This window comes from Saccharicrinis aurantiacus (assembly GCF_947489045.1).
Lineage (GTDB): Bacteria > Bacteroidota > Bacteroidia > Bacteroidales > Marinilabiliaceae > Saccharicrinis > Saccharicrinis aurantiacus.
In genome coordinates this window covers 295,034-313,832 of record NZ_CANLCN010000002.1, presented here as the reverse complement: position 1 = coordinate 313,832, position 18,799 = coordinate 295,034, and the positions used below count along the sequence as shown (strand labels likewise).

General features: G+C 35.2%; 13 protein-coding genes and 3 tRNA genes. 9 read left to right on the top strand and 7 right to left on the bottom strand.

Annotated elements, in window-relative coordinates; all coding sequences use genetic code 11:
- Window positions 1-65: 65 nt before the first annotated feature.
- The gene (locus tag QMO11_RS04465) at window positions 66-1,046 is read right to left on the bottom strand and encodes an adenosine kinase (RefSeq protein WP_282036208.1); all 981 of its coding nucleotides are present in this window, start codon (window positions 1,044-1,046) and stop codon (window positions 66-68) included.
- Window positions 1,047-1,186: 140 nt separating this feature from the next.
- Between QMO11_RS04465 and QMO11_RS04460 the strand changes: the two genes are divergently transcribed.
- The 6 genes from QMO11_RS04460 to QMO11_RS04435 all read left to right on the top strand — a co-directional run bounded on the left by QMO11_RS04460 (window position 1,187) and on the right by QMO11_RS04435 (window position 6,628).
- A tRNA-Asn gene (locus QMO11_RS04460) sits at window positions 1,187-1,260 on the top strand.
- A 28-nt stretch (window positions 1,261-1,288) separates the two neighbouring features.
- Window positions 1,289-1,362 (top strand) — tRNA-Asn (locus tag QMO11_RS04455).
- 337 nt (window positions 1,363-1,699) lie between these two features.
- Window positions 1,700-2,659 (top strand): hypothetical protein, encoded by a 960-nt coding sequence (locus QMO11_RS04450; protein ID WP_282036207.1) that lies wholly within the window; start codon window positions 1,700-1,702, stop codon window positions 2,657-2,659.
- A gap of 99 nt (window positions 2,660-2,758) precedes the next feature.
- On the top strand, window positions 2,759-3,247 hold the full coding sequence (locus QMO11_RS04445) for an RNA polymerase sigma factor (protein WP_282036206.1): 489 nt from the start codon (window positions 2,759-2,761) through the stop codon (window positions 3,245-3,247).
- The gene (locus tag QMO11_RS04440; RefSeq protein WP_282036205.1) at window positions 3,244-4,143 is read left to right on the top strand and encodes a FecR family protein; all 900 of its coding nucleotides are present in this window, start codon (window positions 3,244-3,246) and stop codon (window positions 4,141-4,143) included. The genes QMO11_RS04445 and QMO11_RS04440 overlap by 4 nt, the downstream gene beginning before the upstream one ends.
- Complete coding sequence (locus tag QMO11_RS04435; protein ID WP_282036204.1) at window positions 4,106-6,628, top strand: TonB-dependent receptor plug domain-containing protein; 2,523 nt, start codon at window positions 4,106-4,108, stop codon at window positions 6,626-6,628. The genes QMO11_RS04440 and QMO11_RS04435 overlap by 38 nt, the downstream gene beginning before the upstream one ends.
- Here the strand turns inward: QMO11_RS04435 and QMO11_RS04430 are convergent.
- Window positions 6,623-7,249 carry an HAD family hydrolase gene (locus QMO11_RS04430; RefSeq protein WP_282036203.1) on the bottom strand — a complete coding sequence of 209 codons (627 nt, stop codon included), beginning with the start codon at window positions 7,247-7,249 and terminating at the stop codon, window positions 6,623-6,625. The genes QMO11_RS04435 and QMO11_RS04430 overlap by 6 nt on opposite strands.
- 84 nt (window positions 7,250-7,333) lie before the next feature.
- Here QMO11_RS04430 and QMO11_RS04425 point away from each other — a divergent pair.
- A tRNA-Ile gene (locus QMO11_RS04425) sits at window positions 7,334-7,407 on the top strand.
- A gap of 149 nt (window positions 7,408-7,556) precedes the next feature.
- On the opposite strand, the gene QMO11_RS04420 is transcribed toward QMO11_RS04425, so the two are convergent.
- A complete protein-coding gene (locus tag QMO11_RS04420; protein WP_282036202.1) occupies window positions 7,557-8,198 on the bottom strand; it encodes a DUF6266 family protein in 642 nt (213 codons plus the stop codon).
- 1,163 nt (window positions 8,199-9,361) lie between these two features.
- Between QMO11_RS04420 and QMO11_RS04415 the strand changes: the two genes are divergently transcribed.
- Together QMO11_RS04415 and QMO11_RS04410 are read left to right on the top strand one after the other, a co-directional pair.
- Window positions 9,362-9,913, top strand: a complete 552-nt coding sequence (locus tag QMO11_RS04415) for a Panacea domain-containing protein (protein ID WP_282036201.1) — start codon at window positions 9,362-9,364, stop codon at window positions 9,911-9,913.
- A 43-nt stretch (window positions 9,914-9,956) separates the two neighbouring features.
- Window positions 9,957-12,338, top strand: a complete 2,382-nt coding sequence (locus tag QMO11_RS04410; protein WP_282036200.1) for a hypothetical protein — start codon at window positions 9,957-9,959, stop codon at window positions 12,336-12,338.
- Window positions 12,339-12,367: 29 nt separating this feature from the next.
- On the opposite strand, the gene QMO11_RS04405 is transcribed toward QMO11_RS04410, so the two are convergent.
- Genes QMO11_RS04405 through QMO11_RS04390 form a run of 4 tightly spaced genes read right to left on the bottom strand, consistent with a single transcriptional unit; the run spans window position 12,368 to window position 18,798 of the window.
- Window positions 12,368-15,235: a type I restriction endonuclease subunit R gene (locus tag QMO11_RS04405; RefSeq protein ID WP_282036199.1), complete on the bottom strand. Its 2,868-nt coding sequence runs from the start codon at window positions 15,233-15,235 to the stop codon at window positions 12,368-12,370.
- Complete coding sequence (locus QMO11_RS04400) at window positions 15,235-15,996, bottom strand: hypothetical protein (protein ID WP_282036198.1); 762 nt, start codon at window positions 15,994-15,996, stop codon at window positions 15,235-15,237. Before QMO11_RS04400 ends, QMO11_RS04405 begins: the two co-directional genes overlap by 1 nt.
- On the bottom strand, window positions 15,996-17,216 hold the full coding sequence (locus tag QMO11_RS04395) for a restriction endonuclease subunit S (protein WP_282036197.1): 1,221 nt from the start codon (window positions 17,214-17,216) through the stop codon (window positions 15,996-15,998). The genes QMO11_RS04400 and QMO11_RS04395 overlap by 1 nt, the downstream gene beginning before the upstream one ends.
- Window positions 17,206-18,798 carry a type I restriction-modification system subunit M gene (locus QMO11_RS04390; RefSeq protein WP_282036196.1) on the bottom strand — a complete coding sequence of 531 codons (1,593 nt, stop codon included), beginning with the start codon at window positions 18,796-18,798 and terminating at the stop codon, window positions 17,206-17,208. Before QMO11_RS04390 ends, QMO11_RS04395 begins: the two co-directional genes overlap by 11 nt.
- Window position 18,799: the final 1 nt, after the last annotated feature.

The following is an 18,799-nucleotide window of genomic DNA, read 5'->3' as shown; positions in this document are numbered from 1 at the left end:
TTTTTGTTTTATAATAATCAGAGTTCATAAGTTTTAATTGAACCCCATTAATTAGTATGGTAAGCTTAGTTTAAAATACGATCCATCTCTGCTTTAATTGTATTCCAACGTGTTTCATCCATTTTTGGTCCAACTACTTCAATAACTTTACCCGATAGTAATGCGCCTAATTCTCCACACTTTTGCAAAGGTAAATAGTTAACCAAGCCATATAAGAAACCAGCTGCATATAAATCGCCTGCACCCGTTGTGTCAATGCTATTGGCATCAATAGTACCCACTTGTACAGTCTCGTTAAACTGGCGGATTAAAGAACCCTCTTTCCCTAATTTTAGAATAGCAATATTACAATCCTCAGCCATTGCGTTAACAGCTTCATGATTTTCTTTTTGTGTAAAAGCTTTGGCTTCTTCTTCGTTGGCAAATAAAATGTCAACATATTTGGCAACCATATCTTTTAAAAATGCCAAGTTATCCTCAACAACGTTGAAACTAGCCAAGTCTAATGAAACGATTAAACGAGACTCTTTAGCCATTTGAAGTGCTTTCTCTATCAAAGGTTGGTTATATACTAAATAACCCTCTATATGGAAGTGTGAGTAGCCTTTAAACAAGTCCTCTGTTATTTCATCAGCTGCTAATTCGCAGGCAGCACCTAAATAGGTAGCAAAAGTTCGTTCGCTATCCGGACTAATTAAGGCAACCGCTTTTCCAGAGTCCATGTCGCTTTCTAATAATAGAGGCTCAATATTTTTAGCACTCATATCTGATTTAAAAAAGGCGCCCATTTCATCTTTACCAATTTTACCAAAAAATCCGGTATTAACACCTAAGTTTGATAATCCATGTATGGTGTTGGCAGCCGACCCACCTGAAGCTTGTTCTTTAGGTAAACTAGCAGTTTGTTCTAATATTTTTGCAGACGTATCTGCATCCACTAATTGCATACTTCCTTTAGGAAATTCAAGGTTTTCAAGAATTTCATCGTTTTCCATTCGAGTGAGTATATCAACCAATGCATTACCCATTCCTAATATCTTGCTCATAATCTGTTGTTTATATTTTTATTGGTATTTTTTTTGAAAATTTTCCTCAAAGATATTGCATAATATCAAATAAGCTATTACTTTTGCTGCGCATTTAGAAAAAAGCATTGCTCAAACGAGAGTAATATAAATGTTCATACTCCTTCTTAGCTCAGCTGGTTAGAGCACCTGACTGTTAATCAGGGGGTCCTAGGTTCAAGTCCTAGAGAGGGAGCATTTATTGGAAATACCAGAGGAAACATTCCTTCTTAGCTCAGCTGGTTAGAGCACCTGACTGTTAATCAGGGGGTCCTAGGTTCAAGTCCTAGAGAGGGAGCAAAAAAAGAGATTCAATTAATTTTGAGTCTCTTTTTTTTTTGCACCAAACTGTAGTTACTCTATTTTCAATTACTCACCATCCATTTTCTATTAGAATTCTATTATTATTTCTAAGATTCGAAATTATCGAACAAACATTGAATAGTCTTCATTTTTGTAATTCATCAATTCACTGAAAAAATATCCAAAACTTTAATTGTGTATAGTTTTGTTATATAGCTGGTTAGGGTTGTGTTTTTAAGTTTATTTAAAAAAAGTGAATTAAATTGGTAGGGTAAATCGCGGCTTAAACGGTATCCTATTGTAAGCATGTTATAAACTATAAATTTTGAATTATGAAAAAGATACTAAGTGGTACTGTTGCGGCATTAATGATATTATCATCATGTAATAAAGATAAAGTAGATTCTTTACCTGAGTTAATTTCAAGTACTGAAGATATAAGCCTTACTTCAGAATCTGTTGCAACTACAGAGGCCTCGGTTGATGATGTGGTTGAAGCTGCAGAATACGAGGTTGAATTATTCTCAGGAAGCGAATCTTCAATGGAATCGTTTACTGTTGAAGCAACATCAAGTGAGTTGTTAAAATCTGCAGAGTCTGAGTATAAGTACAAGCATAAAAATCGTTATCGTTGGGGAAAATGTCCGAACTTTACTATTGTTTCAGAAGATGGAGGTTTCCCGAGAACTGTAACTTTAGATTACGGCGAAAGTACTGAGTTGATGAATGGCAGAATTATTAGTGGTATTGTAGAAATTGTTATTTCCGACAAAAGAACTATAGATGGAGCCACTCGCACTATTACCTATAAAGATTTTACGGTTGATGATGTAATAATGAATGGTACTTCTGTAAAAACTTTTACGGGCGTGAAAACGGAAGACAAAGTGGTTACTATAGTTCGTGACCTAGTAATTGTATTACCTGAAGGTGTAACCATTAACCGTACGGCTGAAAAAACAAGAACTTGGACGACAGGTTTAGATACACCAGACGATCATTCGGATGATGTTATGGAAATAACAGGATGGGTTGACTGTGAAGATTCTGATGGTAACTCGTACAGAAGAGATATTACTACTCCACTTGTTAAAAAAGGCGATTGTAGATTTGTGGTGAGTGGTGAGGTTAATATTACTAAAGGCGATGATACTTTTGCAACTATTAATTATGGCGATGGAGAATGTGATAACATTGCTGTGATAACTACAGAGGAAGGATCGAAAGAAATAACTATCGGAAAACGTAAAAGAGATAAAAAAGAATCAACAGAGCTTGAAACCGAGGAATAGTAAAAATCATCATAGAAGTCCGTGAAAACGGTTAAATTTACGGACTCAATTAATTTTGGGTTCGTAAATTATTTTTAAATAGATAAAGTTGAAATTGATTTGACATCTGCCGAATTTAAAATATTATTTGACGAGCACTTTTCCGAAATACGAAGGTATATCTTTTATAAAGGCGCCTCTGAGGATGAGGCCACCGATATTGCCCAAGCTGTTTTTGTAAAACTTTGGGAAAAAAAGCCAAACACCAAACCAAAAGAAATTATAGGTTTGCTTTATAAAATGGCCTCCGATATTTTTATTAGCAAATACAGACACGATAAGGTAGTAGCAAATTATGCCGCCAAAGCTCCACCGCCAGATACTTACCAATCGCCCGAAGATGAGCTTGAGTATAAAGAGCTAAATCAGAAATACGAAACGGCATTAAAGAAACTCCCCGATAAACAAAGAGAAGTATTCCTCTTAAGCAGGATGGAAGAGCTTAAATATTATGAAATAGCCGAACGATTAGAATTAAGTGTAAAAGCAGTTGAGAAGCGCATGAAAAATGCTCTTCAGTTTTTAAGAGAAGCGATATTAGTAACATGAAGAAAGATAAATCACATAACAACTCAAAAGATCTTAAGAAAGGAGCTAATTCTTTTCCTGAGATAGAGGTTTCGTTTTCGAAATCGGAGGCTGAGGTATGGAGTGAGTTATCAGATATGCTTTCTCTTGAAGTAGATACTCCTCAAAAAGAAATAGAAAAGAAAAAAGGTAAAGTAGTAAAACTAGCATGGATTAAAATGAGTGCTGCGGCAGCAATTGTAATGTTGTTATCAGTTACTAGTTTTTCATATTTATATACTAAATCGGTAATTACAAAGGCCTCTGAGCATATGTCAGCAACTTTGCCCGATGGCTCAATAGTAGAGCTGAATGCAGTATCTAAAATTTCGTATAAACCTTTGTGGTGGAGAATAGACCGTAAATTACAATTAGATGGTGAGGCCTTTTTTAAAGTAAAGAAAGGGAAATCTTTTACAGTTGAATCATCCCGTGGACGTACCATTGTTTTAGGTACCAGCTTTAATGTTTTTGCCCGATCAGAGCAATATAAGGTAACCTGTTACACTGGTAAAGTTAGGGTTGTATCGGTTTACAACGGACACATAACCGATATTGTACCTAACGAATCTGCTGAAATAAATAAGGATGGATCTATAGCTTTACGTAAAGTAAAAAATGTTGATAATGAAATAATGTGGATGAACGATATGTTCATTTTTACAAGTACACCGATAAAATATGTTTTTGAAGAAATTGAACGCCAGTATAATACTAAAATTGTTGTAACAGCTAAGCTAAATAAACTTTATAGTGGTAACTTTAAGCGAAACAGATCAGTAGAAGAAGTTGTTAAAATGGTTTGTTTGCCCCTTGGTCTAAGTTTTGAAAAAACACTAAATGGATTTGTTGTTACTGAAACAAAAATGCCTGAATAAATATATTCTTATTACTGTACTATTATCAACTTTGTACTGTAGTAATGCTATTGCGCAATCTTATACTGTTAATTGTGAAAAGAAGCCTTTAAATCAAGTTTTAATTGAATTAAGAGAACGTGATCAATTACAATTTTCATTTGATGATAACTTATTATCGCAGTTCGATATTACCATAAATGCTGAGTTTAACTCAAGCGATCAACTTGTTTCTAGATTAATAGAAAACCTTCCCCTTAAATACGAAAAGAGTGGGGAGGTTTTCGTTATATACCCCTTCGAAGTAAAAACGCCTAAGAAAGTCTACTCTTGTTCTGGTCAATTATTGGAAAAGGGAAGCGGCAACCCTCTCCCCTTTTCACATGTATTGATAAACAATTACAATACCGTTACTGATGTTAAGGGGGTTTTTGTACTTCCTGAATCTGAGGATAGTATTTTTAAAATTTCAGCATCTCATCTGGGGTGTTATATGCTTGATACTACAGTTACTTCAGATACTAAACATCTTCTATACCTCACTCCTGCTAGTATTGGATTAAAAGAAATTACTATTCAGCAAAGTAAAGTTAATACAAGTTATCAGCTTGGAGAACAGTCTGGCCTAACAAAGTTGAATCATTATATTGCCAAATATTTACCTGGTAATGGCGATAATTCTGTATTTAATCTTTTACGATTACAGCCCGGGATACTTGCGGCAGGAGAACAATCAAATGATTTAGTTATTTGGGGAAGTGCAGAGGGAACCAGTCGCGTTATTTTTGATGGATTTACCATTTGGGGTTTACGTACCGTAAGCGATAATATTAGCACGGTAAATCCATATCTGGCCAAAAATATTGAAGTGATGAAGGGAGGTTATGATGTTCAGCATGGCGATATGAGCGGAGGCATCGTAAACATTATCGGATCCAATGGTAATCAAGAAAAGGCTGGAGCCAATCTTTTTGTGAACAATCAAACGCTTAATGCAATGGTTGAGGTTCCTATTTTTAAAAAGTCATCTATGATGCTTGCCTATCGCCAATCCTATAAAAACTTGATTGATGCTAATAGTATCCGATTTGTAGAGCGCTATAATTCTAATCCTGAAAATGTTTATCCACTAGATGTTAAGCCCGATTATCAATTCTACGATATCAATTTAAAGTATACCTTGCAGGGAGATAATAAAGATTTGTTTTTTGTGAGTTTGTTAACCGCAAAAGATAACTTCTCCTATTTTTTGAATCAAGAAAGAGAGAAATCTGAAATAAAAGAAAATTCGCAGGAGGATAATAAACAGAATGGAGGAACCATCTTTTATGGGAAGACATGGAAAAATGGTAACTCATCAGATATTAAACTAAGTTATTCAAGTCTTAATTCTGATGTAGATAAAGTAAGAGGTGCATATATATTTAGAAAGGATGTAACAAACCCAAGAAGAGATGACTCGAACATAGACAATGTATCAGAATTAGAATTGCGGTCTAGCCATAACTTCTTAATAAGTAAGGTGCATAATATTCAAACCGGACTAGCCTTGATTGAAAATCGGGTTGTTTTACAAGAAGATTCTTTCAGCTATAATTTATTTAAGTATGAAGAACAAGACCTTCGCTTTAATGGTTTTATTCAGGATGCAATCAAGCTAGGTGCTCGCTTGGAACTTAAGGCTGGCTTACGCTTTAACTATTCCTCAAATGTCAATAAAATATATTGCGATCCGCGCGCATCACTTCATTACAAAGCTAACTCTCGAATAAAGCTAAATTTTGCCATTGGCAAATACCATCAGTTTTTGGTAAAAAGTTCGGTGGTTGACGATGATGGTAGTTACAAATACTCTTGGGTTATTTCGGATAATAGTACTATTCCTGTGATGCTTTCAAATCATACTGTAGCTGGTATTACATACTCACACAAAGGATTTACCGCCAGTATGGAATCTTTTTATAAGAAAAACGAAGGACAAACGCGATATGTAAAAACACGAAAGTTAGATGATGTTTTTATTGGTAAGAGCAGGAGTTATGGTATTGATTTTTTAGTGAAGAAGGAATTTAAGAAGCATAATATTTGGGCTAGTTATTCTTTAGGGAAAACAGAAGAATTGTTTTCTTATTTTAGAGATGAAGAATACCGAAGAGCACCACAAGACCAGCGCCATGAATTAAAATTAGCTGGATTGTTTAGTATCCGTGATTTCTATATGTCAGGTAATTATGTTTATGGTAGTGGTCTGCCATATTATACAAGCTTCTCCAATCCAGAATATACCGAAACACCTTATAATCGATTTGATATATCCTTGATCTATAAATTTAATATCTCAAAGTTAGATACAGAGTTGGGTCTCTCAATACTTAACGTATTTGATACAGATAATACCAAATATTCAAGTTTTGAGAGAATTCCTTACAACCAATTGAGTACTATATTTACAAATTCAGAATCAATACCCTTTACCCCATTGCTTTATTTAAAAATGCAGTTATAATAGATGTTTTGTGGCCTTTGCTACCCAAGCATCAGAATCATCAATGTGCCATCCATCAATACCTAATTTTTTTGCTGATGTGATATTGAGTTCAGAATCATCTAAAAACAAGGTTTCTTCAGCTAAAATATTCGAATCTTCAATTAGGCTGGTATATATTTCAGCATTGGGTTTATGCATTTTCATTTCGTGCGAATAATATAACTTATCAAATAAATTATTGAGAGAACCAGCTATGGGAACTAAATTTTCGCAGGCACTAATGTGCAGAGGATTGGTATTGCTCAGTAAATATATATTGTATTTCTCCTTAAGTTTTAAAATACATTCAATACGTTCTTGTTTATAATCCAGAATTAAGGCATTCCAGGCATCTGTAATTTCTTCTGAGGAATTATTTTTGGTGGTTAATCCCTTTATTTCATTAATAAATTCATCAGAATTAATCTTTCCTTTTTCAAAATCCCCGAAAAATGAGGCTTGTTGATATTTATCTAAAAAATTTTCTTTACCCTGCCACCCCATATGTTTAAATCGTTTGGTGGTGATATCCAGGTTAATATCGACAACGACATTACCTAGGTCGAAGATTAAATTTTTAATGTGAGAATATTTACTCATAATTTTTCTACAATGTATTTGTTAGTTAGCGAATACTTACTATTTTTGCAACCGCAATATACAAAAACACTTTGTATCAGTTGCGGGCTCATAGCTCAGTTGGTTAGAGCACCTGACTCATAATCAGGTGGTCCCTGGTTCGAGCCCAGGTGGGCCCACTGGAAATCAAGCAGTTACATTAGGTTGTAACTGCTTTTTTATTTTGATACATACAGGATACATACAAATAGGCTAATAAATAGCAAGTAAAAATAAAACCTGCCACATAAATGCAACAGGTTTTTAATATAAATTGGCCTTAGTATTTTTAAGCTACAGTTACAGCTCCAATATATTTACTGTTAGAAACAGAAGTGCCATCTTCACTAATAAATGCAATAAAACATTCCACTTGATCTCCAGAATAATTATCCGGTACTGTTAATGTTTGAGCCCCTAAGCTTCGCAATTCTCCATCAGTTATAAATATACATTCGTTTTTTATGGCATTAAATACCAATAACATCGCTTTATCTGTGGCTTGAGCATTTCCATCTGTTGAATTATCAGACCAAGTAAAGGAAACATTTCCTGCACTTGCAGAATCAACAACACCATTTAATACTCCTGCTAAACTCCCTCGACTGATTAATGCACTAGCATAGTCGATTGTAAAATCGGGATAAGCACCCGTAATTGCATTTTTAAGATTATACGACATTGCACTATTAAACTCTGTCATTTTATTGGCATAACCTTTATAACCAACTTTAACGAAGTCTTTCATTGGTTGTAAGAATCTCAATACAGTTGAGAATTTAGATCGTTGGTCAACTTGACCTTCAGTTTGTGGATTTGCTACACTTGCAGGTTTTACCCTCATGTAATCAATACCCTTCCAGTTACCACCGATAACGTTTCCTACCTTACCGCTGAAACCTCCTAAAATACCTTGATTAATTTTACCCATCTTTTAAATATTTATGTGATACAACAATTAGAGAACTCGGACTTGGCACGGACTTGATAGGGCTTTGTCCTTGAGTTTTTAAGAATATATGTTATCGGTTTCGTACTGAAAGAATTATCGATTCTTATGCTTTTATTTGCATTCAATTACTAAAAGGGCTGCATGGTAGTGTAAAGTGTAGAAGGAGGCTTAATTGACCGCTTAGGCATCCAAAAAGAATAAGGGCTGAACCAGACAAAAGGAAACGGAATAAATAGCGAAGCGGTTTTATGCCGTAGTCTTTTGGCTGCTTTCAGACCTGTTGCTTAGATTTGACGTTGCGATCAATTTAGACGTTTGTAAATAATAGTGTTTCGGGTTGAAATAGATGTTTTTAATTTAGGGTTTACTGCTTGAATATTTGTTTGTTGAAAAGTAACAGTTTGGTTATACAGCCTTGAGCTAGCGGTGGGATGGAAGCGCAGATAATGAAGTGCAACGAAATGGTTTGCGGTGGAATTGTGCGTCGAGCCGCCTGCGAGTGGAGCAAGGGTGGCAGTTTGAGAATGACCAAAGGGAATGGAAACTGGCATATGTTTTTTTTCAAAACACAAGGCTACCGATTTAATGGCTAGAGCGCAGCGGAAGCAAATAGATATAATAGCTGCAGCCTGCAGCGACCCGCAGGCGAGCCTAATATTAGTAGCGATTGGATTTTTAGTTTATTGAGTGCGTAGAGCAACGTAGCATTTAATGTACTAAAAATACAAGGAGAGCTACCGTGAGGAAGACTGTTGGAACGCAAAAGGCATGACAGGCTTATAGGCTCAGTTTTGAAGAATGGTATTAGCATGCTTGAAACGTGGCTTAGAACTTTAGTGAGCAGCGTTATTATAGTGCCTTAATTATAGACCTTATAGAATAATGCTGCGATAGCCTGGCGTGATCTTTTGCTGACGAAGGATGACGAACACCTTATAACCTTTACACATGCTTTTGTGTTATAAATTAAGTATCTCTTTATAATATTGTTATTCGTATAATCGTAATCTAATTAATTTTGATTATATTATAAATACATACACACTAGTATCGAGTAATAATATTGGATATATATAATATTTATCTAATTTCGTATTTGCTTTTTTGTAAAGTATGGCAATAAACTACTGAAATAAAATATCATGAACAACACTAAGCACCACATATTTGAATATATCGTATTTAAACTAAGGGAATGGTATGCATCAAAAGATGGTCAAGATATTAATAATAATGACCTATCATTACTTAAGGTATTTAAACTACATTTCTTTGTTTGTGCAATAAACTCTGAGAACGATAGTAGCTTACTAGATACATTCGATAATTTTCATGCTTTACCATATGGCCCTGTGGAATCTGATATTTATAACTCTGATACCACAGAAGCTATCTTTAATTTGACTAGAAGTACTTGCAAGGTTGTTAGCGAAATAGAGCTTACTGTTGATCTTTTTAATGATATTGATGAAGTGATTAGAGCTAGTGTAGATGAGTCCATTAAGACTCTAAAGGATACCCAACCTGATTTGGTTCTTGAATCTGCAGGAGTATTGGTTGAATTGAGTCATTTGTGGGATAGTTGGAGAATGGCCTATCAGAGAGGTAAACGATTAGGACGATATTCTTATCCAATGAGTAAGGATATGATTAAAGAAGATGAAAAGATTATTGATGTTGATATGCTCAATTAATAATTAAAGGACACTACTGACAACCTACTTAACTTATATTTTGATGGAGCATTTGCTTACAGTAACAATACTAATAGACAAACTTAGTGATGATAATGATGAGATAACAGTAAAAATTGAATCTTTATCAGAGAAGCTAATTAAGTTATATTCTATTAAGTCTGATTGTAACAGTAAGACCGACGAAGCGAAACAAAAGATTGAATCCGAAGAAATACCCGAAACTGATGATGCCACTGTTGAAACGACTACATGTTGCAAAAAAGGTAATGATGAAACTCAAAAGGAAGATATAAAATTTCAGATTGAAACAGAACTACGAACATACTTTGATAAATCGTTCGAAGAATTAATTCTATCATTATGTAAATCTATCTTGGTAGGTGAGTTTATTGTTGACTTTGATGCATTTAAGGAAAATATCCAAAAAATTGAACAGGCTGCTGATTTAATTTCTGAACCAGAAAAGGTTAGTAAAGCAATACAGAATATTGGACACTCTGTAAGTCCAATATCTCCAAAAGTTGGTGTTGAATTGCTAGGATTATTAGAAGATAGAGTAGAGCCATATAAAGAAATACTTCTTGATATACTTACTTGTTATAAAAGGTTAGCTAAGCATATCATGAACCTAAATCATATAGGACGTGATATTATTTTGTTTGATTTAGCTGATGAAACAAAAGTAAATTTAAGTAAGCGTGTAGATTCGTCATATAAAACTGGAATAGATCAATATGAGCGGCTATTTTACTACATACATGATTTACTCAAAAGAGATGCTAAACAAAAATTCACAACGAACCTTAATAATGATTTAAAAGATGCTGAGGAATGTTTGATTGAACTTATACAAGTTAGAAAAAAGATAATCAAACTAAACTTTAAACCTTCTAAAAAAGAAGCCAAAAAGATTAAAGATGCAGCTCTTGAAAAATGTAATTTCCTAATCCGAAAATACATCATTACATTGGAAAAGAGAAGGAAAAGTCATGAGCTTAACTTTTCTATTGGGCTTGATGGTGAATATTTTAGATTAAATAAGCAATTTGATCATTTTAAACCCCAAAGTGATGATTTTAGACTATTAGATAATTATTGTGTTCTTATAAATAATGAAAAGATTGGATTATTTGACCTTTTTGAGACTACTGACCCATTAGTAGAAAGTAAATACCCTAAATGGATCACCCACTATACAAGCCTAAGAACTCGCCAACAAGAATTTCTAGGTCGAGCAGAAAAAATATCTATTGAAAATAAAGTTGAAACAACTAAACACCCTAAGTCTTTTGAAGAATATGGTGCCCTGTTGAGATCAAATTTTTTGCATAACAGCTATTTTGACATCAAATTACTTTCTGACAAGGAAATATACGGTTATCAATACTTTAGTGTGCAATATGAGAGTTTGAAAGCCCAATTTCCATTAGATCATTCTTATATACAGAATTTCTACCCTTTTTACAAACTTAGTCAAGCGATTAATGAGTATCTTGAAACTAGGTTAATAGGAGAAGGATATGGGTATGAAGGTGAGAAAAAAATAAGAATTGATGCAATTAAAGAAGAGTATGACAATAACAATAAATTAATACAGAATATACAGAATGAACTACTAGATATACAAATTAAGTACAGATTGAAGTGGTGTAAGTCAAATTATTATTACAGATACCAACTGCCATATTCCGAAAGTATTTTTTCACATGATAGTATACAGGTATATGTTATGTCTTCTTTTGTTTTGCCAATAGATTATGAGACGGTTTATGATAATATCGATAAACTTTCACATCAAACAATCACTCTAAAGTCATTAAACGAGCATAGGCTTACGTATCTCCAAGCAGCAGCAAAAACAAAAGAAGGTGTAAAGAAGTTTAAGAATAGTACGAAAATGCTATTGGATAACTCCAAAAGAGAAATTGAAAAGGACCAAAAAAACATGCAAGGCTTAATTGCTATATTCCTAGCCGTTACAGCAATTGTTGTTGGAGGTTCTAATATTGTATCTAACATCCAATCAGTTGCTGAGGGTGTTTTATACTTAAGTTATTATGCGTTTATATTTTATATCTTTTTTGCTGTATATGGTACTTTTAGTCAATTAAAAGCTGGAGAATATGAATGGAATAGTGCGCCAAATAAATTTGTGCGCAGGTTTGGTATTGCTTTACTAATTGCTCTATTATCTGGAACTTATTTTGTTAGTGCTAAGTTAGAGCCTCAATCAGATTGCGATTCAAGAAAAGTAAATAAAGATTACCGGAAGGAAGATGTAGGGCAAGAAGAAAAAAGCACATATTTAATTAATAATATTAGCATTAAGGAACAACAAGCCGCTGTTGCTATCGATAGTGTAAATACTATTAATAATACAAAAGGAGAACCAACAAGCCCTAAAAGAGCTAATAATAAATAATATCCCTTTTATGGGCTAGCAAAGACCAGTTACGGTCTTGTGATTCCGTTTATAAATGTTTCGACGAAGGAGAGGATTTTATCGCTTACTCTTTCGGCTACTGTTTTGCGTTCTTTGAGTGATGGTCGTTTGTTCATCATGCCAATGATATCGTCGCGAAGTGGTTTTTTTTCGGTGAACATATAGTTTCCGATTACTTCTTGCAGGCGTTCTGCATCGAGATTTTCTTCTTGACTTAGTTTTTCTACGGCTAAGAGTCGTTCTTTACTCCAATAGTTTTCGAATTCTTCTTGTATGTCGTCGGAATCTTCGATGTTTGGAAGGTTCTCTTGGATGAATCGTTCTATTAATTCGCGTTTGCTACGCATGCGCGAATCGCCAGACATGACTTCTAGTATTGATTTTTTCTGTTTCTCTTGTTCTTCTTCGGAGGCGTCTTTTAGTTTGGCTAATAGTTTTAGGATATAAGTTACATTGATTTCGTCGCGATGAATTAATTCGAGTTCGAAATCGATATCGTCGAGTATGGATACTTTTTCGCTGTGTTGAGCGGTTTTTGCTTTGTCGTATAAATCGAGGTACTTGCTTTTGTAATCTTCGAAGCCTTGTTCCTCCATTGATAGATCGTTGAAGGTAAACTCTGTGAATGTAGTGAGCACATTTTTTAGGCGCATGAGTTCACGAAAGGCTTTTATGAATTCTAGTTCCTTTTCTTCGTCTTTTAGGTTATTAACGCTATTTACAGTTGGTGCTATTTGCAATAGGTTAATAAATGCCTGGTTGAACTTCTCGACATATTCTTCGTAAGGCTGCATGATGATTTCATCCTTGGCATTGATATTTGAGAATAGCGAAATGGCATCGTCGGTTGCTGTTTTTAGATTTCGGAAGCAAACAATGTTACCTTGCGATTTGAGTTCGTTTAATATGCGGTTGGTACGAGAATAGGCTTGTATTAAGCCATGGTGTTTGAGGTTTTTATCGACGTATAGTGTATTTAGTGTTTTACTATCGAAACCTGTTAAGAACATATTTACTACTAGTAGTATATCGATTTGTTTGTGCTTTACACGCTTGGCTACATCGTTATAGTAATTGTAATAGCTTTTACTGTCTTTGGTGGTATAGTTGGTTCCGAATTGTTTGTTGTAATGGCCAATGAACTCTTCGAGGTGATCTCGGGAGTGTTGGGTATTGTATTGGGCTGCAGGTTCGGCAGCGGTTAAAAACTCATCATCTACAAAATTGCCAACGGCATCTTTATCGTCTTCGTTGGCTTGATATGAAAATATGGTGGCTACTTTAAGGTTGTGTTGTCCTTCTTCTTTCTTTTTATGGAATAGTTTATAATACTCTACCACTGGACTAAAACCTGTTTCAGGATCGATGCTTGATACTGCAAATATGCTTGTGAATTCTTTGTTGTGGGTTTTTCGGTTATGGTTTGCAATGATGTAATCGGTGATATTATTGAGGCGCTTGGGCGCATTCATGGCTTCTGTTTTGTCGATGGCATCTACATCGATGTCGAGAATGTGGTCTTTCTTTTTGAAGGTTCGGATGTACTCGACAGAGAACTTTAGTACATTCTCATCTCGGATGGCATCGGTAATAACATACTTATGAAGCATTTTATCGAAAAGCATTTTTGTTGTGCGCTTTCCGAATTCGTTTTTACCGGCATTTTGCTCGAATATTGGCGTGCCTGTAAAGCCGAACATTTGACAGTTGGTAAAGAATTTTTTTATGACATCGTGCGTTTTACCAAACTGTGAACGGTGGCACTCATCGAATATAAAAACAATACGTTTGTCTTGCTGTGTTTCCATTTGACTTAAATACCGTTTTTTACTAATGGCGGTATTTAGTTTTTGAATGGTGGTTACAATAAGTTTGTTATCGCCCGACATTTGTTTTACCAGGCTATTGGTATTGTTGGTGCCATCGATGCTGCCTTTACTAAAGGCGTTAAATTCTTTGGTGGTTTGGTAATCGAGGTCTTTGCGGTCGACCACAAAAACGACCTTGTGTACTTTGGGGAAATTGGTTAGTATTTGTGCTGTTTTAAATGATGTAAGTGTTTTACCTGATCCTGTGGTGTGCCAAATATAACCGAACTTTTTGGTGGTTTGCACTCTATCTACAATTGCTTCGACGGCATAGAATTGATAGGGGCGCAGCACCATGAGTATTTTATCGGACTCGTGAACAACAATGTACTTGGTTATCATTTTAGAGATGTGGCATGGCTCTAAAAAGATATCGGTAAATTCAGATAGTTGTGTAATGAGCTTGTTATTGATATCGCTCCAATAAAAGGTTTGTTTAAACGAGCGTGCTTTTAAGGGACTATTGGCATAGTATTTTGTGTTTACGCCATTGCTAATAATAAATACTTGAATAAACTGAAATAGGCCATGCCCTGCCCAATAGGAATGACGTTCGTAACGATTGGTTTGGTTGAATGCTTCTTTGAGTTCTAAACCACGGCGTTTGAGTTCTATTTGTACTAAGGGCAAACCGTTGATAAGAATGGTTACATCGTAGCGATTTTTGTACGAACCCTCCATGCTTACTTGTTGGGTTACTTGGAATTGATTTTTACACCAATGAATTTGATTGATTAGCTCAATGGTTTTTTGTTCTCCTTTATCGTTGGTATAGGGTACGCGGTCGCGCAGTATTTTGGCACGTTCGAATATATTGCCTTTGTTGATGAAGTTAAGAATTTGCTTAAAGTCGTGCGAAGAAAGCGAGACTTTATTGTGAATTTCTAACTGCGCTTTTAGGTTTGCTAATAGGTCATCCTCATCTTTAATAACTACATTTTTATAGCCTAACTTAATCAGTTGCTCAACAAGGTTGTTTTCTAGTATTTGTTCGGGTTGTGATGTCATTAAGCAAAGGTTTCTATGGTTTTTGTAATAGTTTCTTTTAGGTTGATTAATTGCTCGGTAGCATCTGATAACTTTATACCTCTGAATTCAATTTTATCGATGCTTTTTATCGATTGGTTAATTGATGAAAGTTGGTTTTTAAGCACTTTTTCATAAAAGAGGTTTAAAGCAGATAATAATAAGTCTTTTTCATCATGTGACATGTTATAGTCATTTGCTTTTTTTTCGATTAAAAGCAAACTATCTAATACCTCAGTTATTTCATTACGATAGCTTTTGTTTAGAGCTGCTGTGAACTTTTGAAAAGGTAATTTATCTTCATAGTGTGACGCATTTATGATAATATCATTTTTAAAGTATATTAAAGCTTGTTTACCAATAACTGTTCTTTTTTTTTCTTTAGTTGGCACTGGCTTTGAGTCTTGCAACTCAACTCCTGATATGCCAATGTTTTTGTAAGACAATGAAAAGAAACGCTCCTTTGTGTCTTTTAAAAGTGTGTAAAGGATGTCGTAATTTCTTTTTTCGTCAGCATTTTGAGTGGCTTTTTGTTGGGCACTGTATGTAAAATAGATTAAAAAGATGCTAATCAGACCAATAATTGGTGCGGTTGTACCTCCTATTGTACCGCCAATATTGCTGGCATTATTTGTGGAGAAATCGAAATAAGAGCTCCATTGAGTTAATACTATTGGTGCTGCAATAATTGCTATTGCACCAAATATTAAAAGAATCAAAAGAGTATATTTCTTATTTATCATTACACAAACATTTTTTGTAATAAGCCTTTTTTCCACTGCTGCGATGCTTTTATTTGCATGCCTACATTATCAATTTGTTTATCGATGGAGGATAAGAATGAGGCTATTTTTTGTTGTTCGGGAATAGATGGTAAATTAATTGCGACTTTTTCTAGGTATCTAAAATATAAGTTAGAAACATTACCTCCTTCTACGACACGTGCAAATTGATGCTTTAATTTAGCTCGAATATAAGCAACAACATAAGGCTGATGTTGGTCTGTATTATAAACAGAAATCATCTCGCCAATTGCGACATCCTTTATAGGTAGCCAACTGCACTTACAAAAATCCATAGGAGCTTCTCCTACACGCGGAATTAAGATTTCTCCTCCTTTACTGAATTTTAAATTACTCTTAGGTATTTCTGTATATGAATATATTTTATCTATAATGCCATTGTACTTTGTATACAACTCTCCATATCGTACACAAGGAGTTTCTGCAGTTTCACTTAATGAGTGTTTTGGTGCACTTTTCCCATAATAGAATGTACCTACTTCCCCCAATTTTTTCTCTTCCCAATTTGGGAAAAGCTTTCCATCTTCATCATTAAAGCGGATGGCTTGTGAGAAGATTTTTTGCATGATGCCTTTTTTGTACTGCTCTAGTTGGGCTTTCTTTTTTTGCAGTAGGTTTATGCGTTTGTCTACTGCTGTAAGGAAAGAGGCTATGCGGGTTTGTTCATGGAGGGTTGGGAAAACAATTACTGTATTCCTTAATGCTTTACCTGATATACCAAGAACAGTTGTTCCAAAAGCCATTCTATTTATCAGTTTTTGATAGATTGGACATAGCATATAATGTAATAGGTAATTATTATTAATACAATCGTTACCTCTTAATTTAATAACTCTTTGAGCCAAAGCAATATCCTCGTTATCTACCTGACAGACATTGCCTAGAGGCGCTTCAGTTGTAAACAACACATCCCCTTTTTTAGGTGTTCCCTTGCTCATTACAATATTGTAGTTGTCTAAAGGAACATATTCTTTGGATATCTCATAGTCGATAAATCCTTTGCGGATATTTTTTGCAGTAACTAAGAACACTCCTTTTATCGATTTTTCTGGAGCACGTCCTCTATAATCGACATAAGAAGTGATTTTGCCCAGCTTTTTCTCCGCCCACTCACCATCAAACTCAGGAAATCTCAATACAGGGACTAATTTATTTTCCATCTTTATTTACTTTAAAAGGTGGAACAATGTTTAGTTCGTTGCAGAAAGCAAGTATTTCGTTGTTTACAGCATCAAGTTCATCATCAATTGTACTTAGGTTGGTGGCTACCTCATCGAGTTTTATTTTTTCTTCTTCTTCGAAGGTATCTACATAACGTGGTATGTTCAGGTTGTAGTCGTTTTCGGCTATTTCGGCAAGCGTTGCTACGTAAGAATATTTGTCTTTGGTTTCGCGTGCTTGGTAGGTGTTTATAATTTCTTCTACATCGCTATCGCGTAGTTCGTTTTGGTTTCCGTTTTTAATAAAGTGATTATCGCCACTGGCATCAATAAACAGTACATTATCGTCTTTTTGTCGGCATTTTTTAAATACCATAATGCAGGTAGGAATACTGGTACCATAAAAGATATTAGCAGGTAAGCCAATAACTGCATCGAGGTAGTTGCGGTCTTCTATTAGGTATTTACGTATTACTCCTTCGGCAGCACCACGGAATAGTACACCATGTGGTAGTACGGTTGCCATGGTTCCGTTGTCGGCCAATTGGTGAATCATGTGTTGCACAAAGGCATAATCGGCTTTTGTTTTTGGTGCTAGTTTACCGTACTGGCTAAAACGCTCGTCGGTACTATTTAAAGGGTTGGCATCGCTTTTCCAATGAGCTGAGAAAGGCGGATTGGCTACCACAGCTTCGAAGCGTTTGTCGAGGTGTTGTGGGTTTTCTAGTGTGTCTTCTTGCTGTATGTCGAACTCACGAAAGTGTACATCGTGTAGTATCATATTCATACGTGCCAGGTTATAGGTAGTGCGGTTGAGCTCTTGCCCATAAAACTCGCTTATGTCTTTTACTTCTTTGGCTACACGCAATAACAAAGAGCCTGAACCGCAGGTTGGGTCGTACACCGATTTTAATTTGGTTTTGCCAACGGTTACTAACTTGGCTAGTATTTTACTTACTTGTTGTGGTGTGTAAAACTCGCCTGCTGATTTGCCTGCTCCTGCAGCAAATTTACCAATTAGGTATTCGTAGGCATCACCTAGTACATCGGAGTCGAGTTCTTCGAGTTTGAAGTCGATTTGATTGAGGTGGTTTAGTATTTTTACGATTACCTCGTTACGTGCACCAACGGTGCGTCCTATTTTAGTTGATGTAAGGTCTAAGTCTTCGAATAAAGCCGTAAAATCGTCTTCGGATTCTGTACCCATTGTGCTTTGCTCAATGTGGTTCATAACGGCTTGTAAGTCTTCTATAATGTAGTTGCTCTCACTTTCTGTGTCGGCGTTTCCTTTTGCAGCTAGTTCAGAGAACAGCTCTTGCGGTAATAAGAAGTAGCCTAGTTTTAATAGGGATTCTTCTTTAATGGCATCGAGTGTTTCGGGGTCACTTACTTTTTTGTAGTCTTCTACTTCTTCGCCTTGGAGTAATCCGTTGGCGTATATATATTGCTTTTCGCTTAGGTACTTGTAAAAGATAAAACCTAGAATATAGTCGCGGTAATCGTCGGCACTAATTTTTCCTCTCAGTAAGTTTGCGATACCCCATAATTGGGATTCTAGTTGTTTTTTTTGGTCTTCAGACATA